Raw genomic sequence first — 15,365 nt, forward strand, 5'->3', positions numbered from 1 at the left:
TTGCAGGTTAATCATTGAGAGTTTTTGCGATCGCTCCCACCACTTCTTAGCTGCTTTCAACGCAGAGTCAGCTTGCAGAGTTTTTAATGTTGTAAATCAGCTAAAAAACTTAGAATTTTGCTTGTTTCCGCAGTAATTCGCCAATTGTCAGGTTTAATTCTGCTTCACCTTCAAATACCGTACCTACTTTGCCTTTGTTGAAGTGAACATAATCGAGGTTGTAAGCTTCATCTGGTAAAGGTACGTAACCTAACGCAATTGCTGTTTTCGGTGCATTTTTGAGGTAGAAATCTAAAAACTCTCTGAGGGCTGGTTTCTTTTGGGAAGACTCAAAGCTGGCGTAGATAAACAAAGGTCGGGATAACGGCTGATATTGGGCTTTTTCTACTGTTTGCCGTGATGGGAGTATCGCGCCTTTACCGTTGTTAACTGCTACAGCTTTTAATTTACTTTGGTTTTCTTCGTAATAAGAGTAGCCAAAGTAACCTAAAGCATTAGGGTCTTTACTAATATTTTCTACTAAAACATTATCGTCTTCGCTAGCTGTGTAATCGTTACGGCTAGCTCTGACTTTACCAACAGTTGCTTCTGTAAAGTAATCAAAAGTACCAGATTTTTTACCTGCACCATATAAATTCAAAGGGCGATTAGGCCAGGATGCACGCACTTGGTTCCATCGGGTGATTTTACCTTCAGCCGCAGGTTCCCAAATCTTTTTCAATTCTGCAACGGTAATGTCTGTTGCCCAATTGTTTTGCGGATGAACGGCGATAGTTAGCGCATCAAAGGCAATGGGTAACTCAAAGTACCTAATACCGTTTTTGTTACAGGCTTCCATCTCTGACTTCAAAATCGGTCGAGAAGCGTTGTTAATATCTGTTTCTCCTGCACAGAATTTTTCAAATCCCCCAGTAGTACCGGAGAAGTTAACTATTACATCTGATTTGTTCTGTTGTTTGGTGGTTTGAAATTCTTTAGTGATCGCCTGGGTAATGGGATATACAGTACTAGAACCATCTATCTTGATCGCTGTGACTTGTGTAGAATCCGCAACTTCTGTGACCTTTTGCGACTCCTGAGTCTGCGTTGAAGAATTGGATGTGGTGGCGCAACTGGATACCAACGCTAACATCCCAAACGCGATCGCTAATTGCTGTGCTGCTGCGTTCATTGATATGACCGATAGAGGTGATATTGAAGGTATGTCTATATCATTTCAAAAAAAGTTGATATGTCAATCACACTTAGGAGACTATACACAAAAATTCATCAAAAAAAATTGATGTATTAGCTAGGCTTATCGAAGCTATGTGCGTAGCGATTCGGAATTCAAAATTACGCCTGATACATTTTTTTAATCGCAGCAAGAACGGGTAGGCACAATTAAACGCTGATTTTGAAAATCTGCCAAATACTGGTTTAAAACGTTAAATTGTGGCAAATTCAAGCTGTAATAAATCCAGCGTCCTTCTTGGCGTGAGTTAACTAAGCCAGCTTCCTTTAAGGTTTTGAGGTGAAAGGAAAGCTTTGATTGACTTACCTCCAAAGCATTGCATAAATCACATACGCACAGTTCTCGCTGTCGCAGCAATTCCAACACGCTAATCCTTAAGGGGTCGGAAAGAGCATGAAAGCCGGCAACAATTAAATGGGGAGTGGTAGCAGTGGAGGTTGGCATCAATCAGAGTTTGCTAAGGGTAATCTACCTTTATTGTGAACTAGAAAATATTGCTCAGGTGCGATCGCATCGACAAACCACTGCGAAAGATGTGTTTTTGCGACCACTACATATTTAGTCTGTAATGTCAATTCGTAAATCATAGATTATTTTTCTTATAGGATAGATTTTGGTCAAATAAATCCAGAATAGCGCCAGTTTTTATTGTTGTTAGGAAAAAGCAAAAAATTAATTATTCTGTCGAGAACATCGGTAAGATTACTTTATAGAGTAAAAAATTTTCGGTGTTCCTTTCCCTATCACGGATATTTTTTATTTAAAAGTCCCTAAGTGGTTGTTTAAAAAGTCAAAATGTATACTAAAAACCTCAGTTCCATTCCTCTCTCTGCTTTTTGAGAGCTTTAAAACCCCCTCTTAATTTGTAGGAAATTCGGGTAGGAGGGTTAGGTTTGGGAGGGTTAAGTGTTACCAAAAATTCTTTTCAAACAGTCTCTAAATGACCTTTAATAACTCTGGTTTATCAGAATTGTGAATTTTTCAAGCGTTTTATATCGGTTGAATTGCTGGGGTTTGAAAAGGTAGTAACTGTGATATGCGTGAAGATAATTTAATTGGAACAATCTTACGGAATCGCTATAGTATTATTGATTCCTTGGGGAGAGGTGCATTTGGTAAGACTTATTTAGCTAATGATTTAGATTTACCAGGACAACCTGCGTGTGTTGTCAAGCATCTTAAACCAACTGATCCGAGAATTGAGGTTGTGACTTATGCCAAAGAGCGATTTGAGAAAGAGGCGCAAACTTTATATCGGCTTGGTAATGAACACAATCAAATTCCTCAACTTTTTGCCCACTTTCAGGAAAATCAGGAATTTTATTTAGTTCAAGAATTTATTGAGGGACATGATTTAACTAAAGAAATCAGTCCTAGTTCTTCTAAACCTGAAAAATTCGTTTTTAAGCTGTTACATGATATCTTAACAGTTTTGGCTTTTGTCCATCAACAAAATGTCATTCATCGAGATATTAAACCGCAGAATTTAATGCGGCGAAAAAAAGATGGAAAAATAGTCCTAATTGATTTTGGGGCTGTGAAAGAAATCTGCACTTTACAAACTACTAATGGGGGTGATGAAGTTGTCACCAATCCTACCGTTAGAACTGGCACTCCTGGTTATATGCCTTGGGAACAAGAAAATCATTATCCCCAGTTGAGTAGTGATATCTATGCAGTGGGAATCATTGCTTTTGAGGCGTTAACTGGGTTAGATTCTCGGATATTACCGCGAAAAGCTAACACATATGAACTTTCTTGTGATTTATTGAGTAAGTACTTTAATATTCACTCAGAATTTGCCAGAATTTTAGACACAATGGTGCGGTATGACTACCGTCAGCGTTACAAAAATGCTGCTGTTGCCTTGCAAGCATTATCTCAGTTAATTCCTATCTATCAGCCACAAACATCAATACCTGATAGCGGTGTGGATACAACTATTTTAATTCCACCTAAGTCGGGTGATGAATTGCCAAAATTGGCTGCTGAAGCTCCGTTACATCAACGCATTTTTCAATTTATTGGCAAGTTTTGGGGTGGGGATGGAGGAAATACTGTAAATAATAATTCTCAGCAGTCAAATATTATCAATACCGATGCTAGTACTATTAGTAATAAGCCGGTAATTTTGGAGCAACCGGAAGGGCAAGTAAGTTTGAATTCTGCTTTGTATATCAAACGCCCACCGATTGAGAATGACTGTTATGAAGCAATTTTACAACCAGGGTCATTAATTAGAATTAAAGCGCCGCGACAGTTGGGTAAAACATCACTTCTCACACGGATTATTGACCATGCAAAACAAAATAGCTGTCAAACTGCATATTTAAATTTTCAATCGGCAGATGCTGAGAGCTTGAGTAATTTGGACAAATTTTTGCAGTGGTTTTGCGGTAGCATTGCTGAAGAATTACAACTTCCAGATCAGCTAACAGAATATTGGCAAGGGGTTTTAGGTAGTAAAAATAAATCTACCAACTATTTTCAAAGATATCTGTTATCTAGTATTAATCGCCCTGTGGTGTTGGGTTTAGATGAAGTTGATCAAGTTTTCCAATATCCGCAAGTGGCTACAGAATTTTTTGCCTTGTTAAGAGCTTGGCATGAAAAATCTAAGAATGATGATATTTGGCAAAAATTGCGATTAGTGATTGTTCATTCCAAGGAAGTTTATATTCCCCTCAATATTAATCAATCACCTTTTAACGTGGGATTGCCAATTGATTTAGCAGAATTTAATCAATCCCAAGTACAAGAATTGGTACAAAAACACCAACTTAATTGGACAGAAGTAGAAATTACACAGTTAATGACAATGGTTGGCGGACATCCTTACCTCGTCAGGCGATCGCTTTATGAAATCGCCCGTGGCAGAATTACAATGTCGCAATTATTACGCACTGCGCCAACGGAAGAAGGGATGTTCAGCGATCATCTGCGCCGCCATCTGTTGAATTTGCAGGAGGATGTCAATTTAGTTACTGCCATGAAAAAGGTGATTGCTAATACCAATCCTGTGCGTTTAGAACCTGCTCTAGCGTTTAAATTACGCAGTATGGGTTTAGTGAGGTTGCAGGGTAATGATGTCATACCTTTGTGTGATTTGTATCGCTCATATTTTTCTGAGCGTTTGCGGGGTAAATAATTTGAGATTTTAATCCGTAGGTTGGGTTGAGGAACGTAGCAAGATCCCGTTCGCGTAGCGTCTTTGCAGGAGAAGGGTAACCCAACATTTTCGGCGCTTTGTTGGGTTTCTGCGATTGCTACGCTCCGCTCGCAACGACATTTGATAAGCGATCAGCCAAGCATAAGGGACTTCCAAATAAAAAAACATCCCAAAATCTCTTGTGGGATGGGCATCTTGCCCGTCCAAGAATGAGGGCGGGCAAGATGCCCACCCCACAAAAGGGATAATTTATTTCTTGGAAGTCCCTAATATCACACCGTAAACCCCATCCCCAGTCAACCGTCAACCGTCAACCGTCAACCGTCAACCGTCAACAATATTTTAATGAATACATCCCCAAACCCATCTTTTCAATATCAAGTAGGGGGGAGTTTACCAGCAAATGCTCCTACTTATGTGCAGCGACAAGCAGATATTGAGTTGTACGAAGCGCTCAAAGCTGGGGAATTTTGTTATGTTCTCAACTCGCGACAAATGGGTAAGTCGAGCTTGCGAGTCAGAACTATGCAACGCTTACAGGGTGAGGGTTTTGCTTGTGCCGATATTGATATTACAACCATTGGAACTGGGGATATGACTCCAGAGCAATGGTATGCAGGGATTATTGATAGTATTCTTAACAGCCTGAAGTTGTATGAAAGGTTTAATTTAAATGAGTGGTGGGAGAGTAATCATTTACTGTCTCCGGTGAATAAAATCAGCAAGTTTTTGGACACAGTTTTGCTGAACTTAGTTTCTCAAAATATTGTGATTTTTGTGGATGAAATTGACAGTGTTTTGAGTCTGCCATTTGAAATTGATGATTTTTTTGCCGTCATCCGTGAATGTTATAACCTCCGCGCGCAGCAACCAGAATATCAAAGATTGACATTTGTTTTATTTGGGGTAGCAACTCCGGCTGATTTAATTAAAGATAAACGCCGTACTCCTTTTAATATTGGTAGAGCAATAGAATTAACTGGCTTTGAGTTACAGGAAACAAAACCCCTGGCTTTTGGTTTAGCAACGAAAACTACAAATCCCAAAGCGTTGTTAAGAGAGGTATTGAAATGGACAGGCGGACAACCTTTTATGACGCAAAAGATTTGTCGGTTGATATCTTCTACCTCACCGTCTAACTTCCTAACAGCAAGTGAGGAGGAGGGAGAAAATGGAGTGATGAATAATAATGATGTAATTGAGGAAGATAAAATTGCCAACTGGTTAGAAAATTTGGTGCAAAGCCTAGTAATTTCTAACTGGGAGCACAAGGATGAACCAGAGCATTTAAAAACTATTCGTGACCGAATTTTACGAGGTAGTGGAGAGCGGACAGGGAGATTGTTGGGGCTATATCAACAAATTTTACAAAACCAAGAATTAGCTAATGATAATAGTTTAGAGCAAACCCAATTGCGGTTAACGGGTTTGGTGGTGAGGCGTAATGGTAAATTGCGAGTTTATAATCGCATTTATGGAGAAGTTTTTCATGCTAATTGGGTGGAAACAGCCCTGCGGGAATTGCGCCCTTATGGGGAAGCGTTGAGGGGTTGGATTGAGTCAGGGAAGAAAGATGAATCATGGCTGTTACGCGGGCAAGTTTTGCAAGATGCTTTAGCTTGGGCATCTGGTAAAAGTTTGGGTAATGAAGATTATGAGTTTTTATCTGCCAGCCAAGAATTTGATAAATGGGAAATTAAACAGGCAAATGAAATATTAGAAAAAGCCAGAAAAAAAGCCCAGCGTCAAATTAAAATTGGCAGTGCAATTTTGATATTTTTTATCATTTTGGCGTTAATAGCTGGGGTATTTGCAGGTTATGTAACTCAACAAGCGCAGGAAGCTCAGGAAACCATCAAATTGCAAGAAGCAGGAGTGACTGAGTTGGAACGATTTGACAAATTCCCATCTGAACGCTTGGAAACATTAGTATCAGCGATGGAAACTGGACAAAGCTTGAAGGAACTGGTTAAAGATGGACGGCCATTAGAAAAATATCCAGCTAACAAGCCGATATTGGCTTTACAAACAATTTTGGACAATATTTGGGAACGGAATCTACTCCAAGGGCATCAGAGCCCAGTCAAAAGTGCCAGCTTTAGTGCCGATGGACAGCAGATTGTCACCGCATCATTGGACAAAACCGCCCGTGTGTGGGATATCACTGGCAAACTGCTGGCCGAACTCAAAGGGCATGAGGGCTGGGTCAACAGTGCCAGCTTTAGCCCCAATGGACAGCGGATTGTCACTGCATCATCTGACAAAACCGCCCGTGTGTGGGATATCACTGGCAAACTGCTGGCCGAACTCAAAGGGCATCAGGACGTAGTCAACAGTGCCAGCTTTAGTGCCGATGGACAGCGGATTGTCACTGCATCATCTGACAAAACCGCCCGTGTATGGGATATCACTGGCAAACTGCTGGCCGAACTCAAAGGGCATCAGGACGTAGTCAACAGTGCCAGCTTTAGCCCCAATGGACAGCGGATTGTCACTGCATCAGATGACAAAACCGCCCGTGTGTGGGATATCACTGGCAAACTGCTGGCCGAACTCAAAGGGCATCAGGACGTAGTCAACAGTGCCAGCTTTAGTGCCGATGGACAGCGGATTGTCACTGCATCATTGGACAAAACCGCCCGTGTGTGGGATATCACTGGCAAACTGCTGGCCGAACTCAAAGGGCATCAGGGCGTGGTCTACAGTGCCAGCTTTAGTGCCGATGGACAGCGGATTGTCACTGCATCACGTGACGATACCGCCCGTGTGTGGGATATCACTGGCAAACTGCTGGCCGAACTCAAAGGGCATGAGGGCTGGGTCAACAGTGCCAGCTTTAGTGCCGATGGACAGCGGATTGTCACTGCATCAGATGACAAAACCGCCCGTGTGTGGGATATCACTGGCAAACTGCTGGCCGAACTCAAAGGGCATCAGGACGTAGTCAACAGTGCCAGCTTTAGTGCCGATGGACAGCGGATTGTCACTGCATCACGTGACGATACCGCCCGTGTGTGGGATATCACTGGCAAACTGCTGGCCGAACTCAAAGGGCATCAGGGCGTGGTCTACAGTGCCAGCTTTAGTGCCGATGGACAGCGGATTGTCACTGCATCACGTGACAAAACCGCCCGTGTGTGGGATATCACTGGCAAACTGCTGGCCGAACTCAAAGGGCATCAGGACGTAGTCAACAGTGCCAGCTTTAGTGCCGATGGACAGCGGATTGTCACTGCATCATCTGACAAAACCGCCCGTGTGTGGGATATCACCGGCAAACTGCTGACCGAACTCCAAGGGCATCAGGGCTATGTCTACAGTGCCAGCTTTAGTGCCGATGGACAGCGGATTGTCACTGCATCATCTGACAAAACCGTCCGTGTGTGGGATATCATCGGCAAACTGCTGGCCGAACTCAAAGGGCATGAGGGCTGGGTCTACAGTGCTAGCTTTAGTGCCGATGGACAGCGGATTGTCACTGCATCATCTGACAAAACCGCCCGTGTGTGGGATATCACTGGCAAACTGCTGGCCGAACTCAAAGGGCATCAGGGCGTGGTCTACAGTGCCAGCTTTAGTGCTGATGGACAGCGGATTGTCACTGCATCATTTGACAAAACCGCCCGTGTGTGGGATATCACTGGCAAACTGCTGGCCGAACTCAAAGGGCATGAGGGCTGGGTCAACAGTGCCAGCTTTAGTGCCGATGGACAGCGGATTGTCACTGCATCACGTGACGATACCGCCCGTGTGTGGCGGGTTGGCGGGTTGGATGACTTGCTAGGGCGGGGTTGCGACTGGCTCAAAGATTACCTCGCCACCCATGACGAAGCACGGGAGAGGCTGAAAATGTGTCAAAGCCCTAACAAAATCTAAAGTGTAATATTGAAACACGGTAGGGGCGGGGAGACCCATTGGTGTCAACTTAACGTGAAACTCGCTTGGTTGCAAGGTTTTGCCCTCACCCCCAGCCCCTCTCCCGCAGGGAGAAGGGAGCAAGAGATTTAGTTCTCCTTCTCCTGGGGGAGAAGGGGTTAGGGGATGAGGGCACGAGGTATTTGTACAATGCCCGCCCTATATAGCTTTTAGCTTAAGTTGACACGTATGGGGGAGACCCAGTGGTGTCAACTTAACGTGAAACTCGCTTAGTTGCAAGGTTTCGCCCTCACCCCCAGCCCCTCTCCCGCAGGGAGAAGGGAGCAAGAGATTTAGTTCTCCTTCTCCTGGGGGAGAAGGGGTTAGGGGATGAGGGCACGAGGTATTTGTACAATGCCCGCCCTATATAGCTTTTAGCTTAAGTTGACACGTATGGGGGAGACCCAGTGGTGTCAACTTAACGTGAAACTCGCTTAGTTGCAAGGTTTCGCCCTCACCCCCAGCCCCTCTCCCGCAGGGAGAAGGGAGCAAGAGATTTAGTTCTCCTTCTCCTGGGGGAGAAGGGGTTAGGGGATGAGGGCGCGAGGTATTTGTACAACGCCCGCCCCATATAGCTTTTAGCTGAAGTTGACACGTATGGGGAGACCCCGCCCCTACGACAATTGGAAATTACATCACCGAATGCGGATTAGTATGAGATGCGATTTTGGCAGCAATAAAGGATCATGGGCATTTTCCGTCCCTGTTTTCTCGTAAAATAGCGATCGCCCTGAGAGTGAAAATCAGTAGATTATTCAGTTCTTGTGAAGTTAACTTGAAGAATCAGCGATCGCCCTGACATCGACATTTACAGTTGCTACTATGGGCATATATACAGAACGCCTTATACCGAACCTAATTATACGCTTCTTTTCTCTGAAGAAATATGAACCAAATCAAACCCCCCTTGAAAATCCAAGGGGGTTATTTTTATCTGCATAGTGGTAATTTGGTGAGTTACACAAGGGGCAAGGCGTAGATTCAGATATCTGCTTCAGCGAAAGTTTTTGGGTGCTGTGTCCCTACGAATGGTATGTATTCTATGCAATTCAGAACCACTATAATTGGCGATCGCCTCTAAGTAAAATAGTTATATAGTTAATTAGCTATATTAAATAACATGGCAAAAATTATCTTACAAGCAAGCCAGGATAGATAACGTGGCGTTGATTACCCATTGAAACTTCCAGCTTTGCTATGTTTTGTTGCAGTTAAAATTGAGCAAGAACGGCTAAAAAACTATGTGGGTTAGTTCTATCACGGCGTATTTACATTACTTAGGGTTAATGCTGGCTTTTGGGGCTTTGGTTGTCGAAAGCCAATTTTTGAAGCAGGATTTCAGCTTACAAGCAGCCTGGAAAGTTGTTATGGCTGATGCGGTTTATGGCTTATCTGCTACAGTTATTCTTATTACAGGTATTTTGCGAGTCATCTACTTTGGCAAAGGAACCGATTACTATCTCAGCAACTCGGTTTTCTATCTGAAGGTGAGCATTTTTATCTTGGTAAGTTTGCTGTCTTTATATCCCACCTTCTCTTTTTTGTCTTGGATTAAAGATTTACGCAATGGCAAAACACCGAGTTTGGAATTAGCAAAAGTGCAGCGAATTTCTTGGATGATTAGAGGAGAATTATTCGGGTTTACCTTAATTCCTTTGCTAGCGGCTGTTATGGCTAGAGGAATTGGGGTGTTTTAAGCAACTAGGGGAAAAGGGAAAGGGAGAAAGGGGAAAGGATCAGGACTAGTCTATTTATTAAATCAATACCTTCGCTAATTTAGTAAAACTGTTGGCGAAGGTATTGTCTGTATTGGTAATTTAGCACTCAACACTCTTCTACAGACAGGGTTAGCGCGTCTCTGCAACTCAGCACTCATTAGACTTCTTGCACGAATACAAAACTTACCCTCATCCGAGAGCCCCTTCTCCCGAAATTGGGAGAAGGGGAGCCGATATCAAAGTCCCTCTCCCATGCTTGGGAGAGGGATTTAGGGTGAGGGCAAAGATTCATGCAAGAGGTCTATTACTGATAATGGATACCAGCTTGTTTAAATCTGTGCAGAACTTCGCCCAAGCGATCGCAATCTGCAATTAAACTTATCCTGACATATCCTTCGCCAGCAACGCCAAAGGCATTACCGGGAGTGACGACAACGCCGGTTTGTTGCAAGACATCTAGGGCAAAATCTGTAGAACCAACGCCTACAGGACATTTCACCCAGAGATACATTGTGGCTTTAGTTTTGGGAATATCCCAACCTAACTTGCCTAATCCTTCAATCAGGAAATCGCGACGAGTGCGGTAGCGTTGCTGGACTTCATGCAAATATACATCTGGCAGTTGCAAGGCGGTTTCTGCGGCTGTTTGTAAGGCAGCAAAAATCCCATAGTCCAAATTGGTTTTTAAAGTCCGCAAACCTTGGATGACATGGCGATTCCCCACCACAAACCCAACACGCCAACCTGCCATATTGTAGGTTTTGGATAAGGTGTGAAACTCTACACCAATTTCTTTTGCGCCGGGAATTTCTAATAAGCTAGTGGGTTGATAACCATCAAATGCTAACTCGGCATAACACAAATCATGCACTAAAAGAATTTCATGTTTCCTCGCAAAGGCAACGATTTCTTCAAAAAATTCCCGAGGTGCGGTGGCGGCGGTGGGATTGCTGGGATAGTTGAAATAGAGGATTTTGGCTTTTTGTGCCACTTCATCGGGAATTGCCCCTAAATCAATTAACCAGTCGTTTTCTGGCTTGAGAATCAAGCTATAAACTTGCCCGCCAGCGATTACCGGGCCGCGAAAATGGGCGGGATAAGCAGGAGATGGTACCAGAACGATATCACCAGGGTTGATGTAGGCGATCGCTAAATGAGCTAATCCTTCTTTGGAACCCAGGAGGGGCAAAGCTTCACTATCGGGATCGAGAGTGACACCGTAACGGCGATTGTACCAATTGGTAATGGCACGACGGAAATTTGCAGTCCCTTCAAATGGCGGATAGCCATGATTGGCGGGATTTTGCAAAGCTGCCATTGCCGCTTCTACCACCGGTTGCGGTGTCGGGCCATCTGGGTTTCCCATGCCCAAATCAATCAAATCTAACCCTTGTTCCCTCGCCTTTGCTTTTAGCTCATCTAGACGAGCAAATACATAAGGTGGTAGTTTCTGTATACGTTCTGCTGGGACAATCCAATCCAAACTCATTGCTCAACCTCGTCACTGATACCCCTGACTGAGACGCGATTTGTCGCATCTCGACTATCTACTGGTGCAGTGGTAGAAACCATCGCCGCCATTAACTGTTCCAGCGCTACTTTAAACGGTAGTCGATGGATATCGGAATTTGGATTGAGGGCGATTTCCGCAGCAGTTTGCAGTTCAGCTAGGGTAATGTTGCCCAATCCCAAATCACTCAATTTTTGTGGCAATCCAATCTCTGCATAGAATTTCACTAGCTGTTGTCTGGATGTGGCTGCTAGTTGATTGCCTTGTACCATTTCTTCTAAACGTAGTTGTACTAAGATGCCATAGGCAACTTTTTCACCGTGAATACTGCTATGTCCCGCAATGTGAGTTAAACCATTATGCACTGCATGGGCAGCAACAGTACGGCATTGTGCGCCTCCTAGTCCACCAACTACCCCAGCCATCAATACTGAAGCATCTACGACTGCTTGCCAATCTTCACTACCTGGCGCTTGCAAGGCGGCGACTGACTTTTGCAATAAAATATCGCGCAAAACTCGTGCTTGTTGCACAGCACCAATAATTAAAGTTTGTTGGGAATGTCCACTACTAACTGACGCTTCGTACCACTTGGCGATCGCATCTCCAATTCCCGCTACTAAGGTATGCTGTGGTGCGGTTTGAATCAAGTCGTAATCCAGGATTAACAAATCGGGACAGCGAGATAGCGCCACATCATAAAGAAACGCCCCATCCTCAGAATACACATTCGACAGGGCAGACCAAGCTGCACAGGTAGCCGCAGAGGTGGGAATTGTCACTACTGGTAATTGCAACTGATGGGCTACTAACTTCGCTGTATCCAGTGCTTTACCACCACCAACACCGATAATCAAATCAGCTTTATGTGCTTTTGCTGCTTTCCGCAAAGATTGCAAGCTAGCTTCACAGCAATCTGCACCATAGTCAGCTGCAGCGATATCTAATTTTTGCTGTTCTAAAATTGGCTGCAAACTCTCTTTAGTAATCGCCAGAGTTTGCTTTCCCGCCACAATTAAGGGACGACTCCCCAAACGCGCAATCTCTGCTGATGCCGTCTGCAATATGCTGGAACCACGAATTACTTTTGCTGGCGCGATCGCCAGCGTCAATAATGAACTAGGTGTTTGAGTAGACAAGGTCTGAGTAGAAATTTGATTGGGCATATAACTAGTTTGCCAAAACCTTGATATTTCTTAACAACTTAAAAGTGCAAATAGATGATGATGCCGGATAGTTATAAGTTAAGCTGTTTGCCACTATCAGCAATTCTGATGACTCAACTAATAAAATTGGGGAATGACATCAACTAAGCTGATTGCCAACTGGTGAAGCAGTTTGACAGTCTGGCTTAATTCTATATTGCCCATTATCCTGAAATTCCGAACTATCAAAGTTTTGAATAACCGTATAGTTAATTAACAATACCACTCCCAGATACTGAGGAAAAGTCTTTGGGCATTCGGGTTTGGGCTTTGAGGAACAGCCAATAATTTTCAGGACTTACGCAACTGGTACACTAATCTTCTGGTTTAAGAGTCAACAGTCAAGGGGAGCCACTGCGGTCTTGGGGTTTCCCCAAGTAGAGCAAGTGGCGTTCAAGGGTCAAAAATTCAAGTTTTTTGGACTTTTGACTCTGGACTCTGGACAGCCTAAACGAAAAAAATGTGGCACTTGGGTAAGTCCTATAATTTTTCCTCCCACCACCACCGATTGCCGACAGGTTGATTAACTTTTTCTAATTACTGGAATTGCTAAGTTAATATCTTAAACTAAAAAAAATCATTATTGTATACTGAAATACAAAAAAAACTATGTTTTCCTGATAACCGAAAAGATGACTTTTGTTTACAAGAATATACTTACTCAATCAAGCTAAATATTTCTGCAAAAACCTTGCCCTACATCAAAAATATCAATCTTTGGGTGGGAGAATATTGATTGCTTAACTAGTGTAAACAACACAATCCCAGACAATTTAGGAAACAGAGAATGCGATCGCTACATGAATAGGGGCGCAAAGTTTTGTGCCCCTCAAGATGATTAATGTATTGCCAAGATTGAAATGGAACTTGAAGCCTAAAAAATGCTTTTTGTTAGACTTGATCTGGTATTGCCAACATTTCTAAGCTGTAGGCTTTGGCAACTGAGCAAATTTTTCTGGGTAAAGTTCCACAGTGATATTAGAGTCATCGCGACTAACTAGCGATCGCTTCACCTGACCCAAGTATACAGGTACAGTTAACCCTGGTTCTGGGTGGGTCAAAGTCCGGGCACGAATCGTCATCTGACTGTCAACCTTAGTGCCTAAACGTCCATAAGAATAGAGATTACTAGCCGCTTGACGCAAAGTTGCATCTAATTCTGAGGTGGTAATTTGGGGTGTGATGGCAATTACGGCTTGTGTGGAACCATTGTCATAAACCAGAGAGTAGCGGACTGCACCAGGAATCACAGTCCGACTTAAAGGTACTAATGAAAGTGCAAATAAACCAGCTGTGACCACTAGCATAAAGCCAGTTGTACCCACCAGCCGAAAGCGGATACCCCATTTGAAAATAAAACTCAGGACTGCTAAGGCAGCAAATACCAACGTGGCAATCCCTGACCATTGGGTATATTGAAGAAAATCAGCTGTTGTGAGCATAAGCTTGGCTACGGAGGCATGAATTTTTGATTACAGACAAAACCATTCTACCGAGTGCTTACACCATCAACTTGCTGAGTTCTCAATGGTTAATCATGCTAATTTGAGATTGTTTGCTAGTCTGATAAGTTATGAGATGAATTTTTCTAAGCTGATACGCACATAAATCAAATATTCTGGCGTTAGGACTGTCAAGGGTCAAGAGTCCAAAGTCCAAGCTAGCCTTTGACTCTGGACTCTTGACTTTTGACAACCTGAGTGCAAAATATACAATTTGAATGCGTAACAGCTTATTAATAACGCTGACAATCAATTGCTAAACTACCATCCTGAGCAATTGCAATATCTACCCTGTATTCTGCTGGGCAAGTTTCTACCAAATTACCTTGAATAATTTTTATTTCCTCTGCAAGCTGGCAACTTTTTAACTGTCCTTTTTCATCAAAAAAGATGTAACTTTTGGCTTTACAAGAAAAATTTGATCCGCCTGTGCGAGAATTGGAGATTTGTAAATTTATATCGTGGCTCAGAATACAAGTTGCCAATGAACCATTAGAGTAATTATTAATAGTACCAGTTTCACAAACAATCGCCGCTTTAGCAGGCATAGATATGACATAACTGAGCGTTAATAAACCCAGAGAAGATGTGAAAATTCCCCACTCTGAAGAGCATGATTTCATGGAAAAATCCTGAGTTTTTTAATGATATATTCTTGATAATTTGATGAGTAAGAACATACATAAAAAAGGGCATCTCTTGGAGATGCCCGTCATGCAGGAAAACCCCCAGAAGGGTTGTCCTTACACCTTCCCAACAATCAGCAACAGTGACTAACTTTAATTAGCCACACTCACAGACGTGAATATGTTTATATTATTAAAAACAAGTTATAAGTGACTGCGGTGTATACACGGAAAATATGTAAGTTTTGATATATAGGAATCCTATTTTATTTGGAGATTTATTTATGAAGATAGAGAATCAGTAATACACAGGAAAATAACAAAGGCAAAGGATGAAATCATTATGATTGTGAATTCCTCAATCCCTATGATGCGATCGCCTATTAGGGGTTGTAGCCTAGCAGGGTGAAACCCAATACTACAAGGGATAGCGTTTTGAACTCAAAATAGGTTTTGGGGAAAAGGTTAAAGGTGAAGGGTTAAAGG

The 15,365-nt window shown here is 42.9% G+C and carries 11 protein-coding genes; 4 read left to right on the top strand and 7 right to left on the bottom strand.

What is annotated here, in order from left to right:
- Window positions 1-109 precede the first annotated feature (109 nt).
- From HGR01_RS16075 to HGR01_RS16085, 3 genes are all read right to left on the bottom strand, one after another.
- Window positions 110-1,171 (bottom strand): PstS family phosphate ABC transporter substrate-binding protein, encoded by a 1,062-nt coding sequence (locus HGR01_RS16075; protein WP_045871805.1) that lies wholly within the window; start codon window positions 1,169-1,171, stop codon window positions 110-112.
- A gap of 183 nt (window positions 1,172-1,354) precedes the next feature.
- Entirely contained in the window at window positions 1,355-1,678 is a 324-nt protein-coding gene (locus HGR01_RS16080) for an ArsR/SmtB family transcription factor (protein ID WP_045871804.1), read from the bottom strand.
- Window positions 1,678-1,821, bottom strand: a complete 144-nt coding sequence (locus HGR01_RS16085) for a hypothetical protein (RefSeq protein WP_155539398.1) — start codon at window positions 1,819-1,821, stop codon at window positions 1,678-1,680. Before HGR01_RS16085 ends, HGR01_RS16080 begins: the two co-directional genes overlap by 1 nt.
- A gap of 449 nt (window positions 1,822-2,270) precedes the next feature.
- Here HGR01_RS16085 and HGR01_RS16090 point away from each other — a divergent pair, with 449 nt between their 5' ends.
- From HGR01_RS16090 to HGR01_RS16105, 4 genes are all read left to right on the top strand, one after another.
- Complete coding sequence (locus HGR01_RS16090; protein ID WP_045871803.1) at window positions 2,271-4,382, top strand: AAA-like domain-containing protein; 2,112 nt, start codon at window positions 2,271-2,273, stop codon at window positions 4,380-4,382.
- 366 nt (window positions 4,383-4,748) lie between these two features.
- Window positions 4,749-8,279 (top strand): AAA-like domain-containing protein, encoded by a 3,531-nt coding sequence (locus HGR01_RS16095; RefSeq protein WP_045871802.1) that lies wholly within the window; start codon window positions 4,749-4,751, stop codon window positions 8,277-8,279.
- Window positions 8,280-8,985: 706 nt separating this feature from the next.
- The gene (locus HGR01_RS16100) at window positions 8,986-9,117 is read left to right on the top strand and encodes a hypothetical protein (protein ID WP_255325224.1); all 132 of its coding nucleotides are present in this window, start codon (window positions 8,986-8,988) and stop codon (window positions 9,115-9,117) included.
- Between the two features lie 442 nt (window positions 9,118-9,559).
- Window positions 9,560-10,015 (top strand): DUF2214 family protein, encoded by a 456-nt coding sequence (locus HGR01_RS16105; protein WP_045870837.1) that lies wholly within the window; start codon window positions 9,560-9,562, stop codon window positions 10,013-10,015.
- Between the two features lie 325 nt (window positions 10,016-10,340).
- Here the strand turns inward: HGR01_RS16105 and HGR01_RS16110 are convergent, their stop codons facing one another.
- From HGR01_RS16110 to HGR01_RS16125, 4 genes are all read right to left on the bottom strand, one after another.
- The gene (locus HGR01_RS16110; protein WP_045870838.1) at window positions 10,341-11,525 is read right to left on the bottom strand and encodes an aspartate aminotransferase; all 1,185 of its coding nucleotides are present in this window, start codon (window positions 11,523-11,525) and stop codon (window positions 10,341-10,343) included.
- The gene (locus HGR01_RS16115; protein ID WP_045870839.1) at window positions 11,522-12,712 is read right to left on the bottom strand and encodes an iron-containing alcohol dehydrogenase family protein; all 1,191 of its coding nucleotides are present in this window, start codon (window positions 12,710-12,712) and stop codon (window positions 11,522-11,524) included. The genes HGR01_RS16110 and HGR01_RS16115 overlap by 4 nt, the downstream gene beginning before the upstream one ends.
- Window positions 12,713-13,671: 959 nt before the next feature.
- Window positions 13,672-14,193 (bottom strand): Ycf51 family protein, encoded by a 522-nt coding sequence (locus HGR01_RS16120; protein WP_045870841.1) that lies wholly within the window; start codon window positions 14,191-14,193, stop codon window positions 13,672-13,674.
- 293 nt (window positions 14,194-14,486) lie between these two features.
- Entirely contained in the window at window positions 14,487-14,876 is a 390-nt protein-coding gene (locus tag HGR01_RS16125; protein WP_045870842.1) for a hypothetical protein, read from the bottom strand.
- Between the last annotated feature and the right edge of the window lie 489 nt (window positions 14,877-15,365).

Source organism: Tolypothrix sp. PCC 7712 (assembly GCF_025860405.1).
GTDB classification, from domain to species: Bacteria; Cyanobacteriota; Cyanobacteriia; order Cyanobacteriales; family Nostocaceae; genus Aulosira; species Aulosira diplosiphon.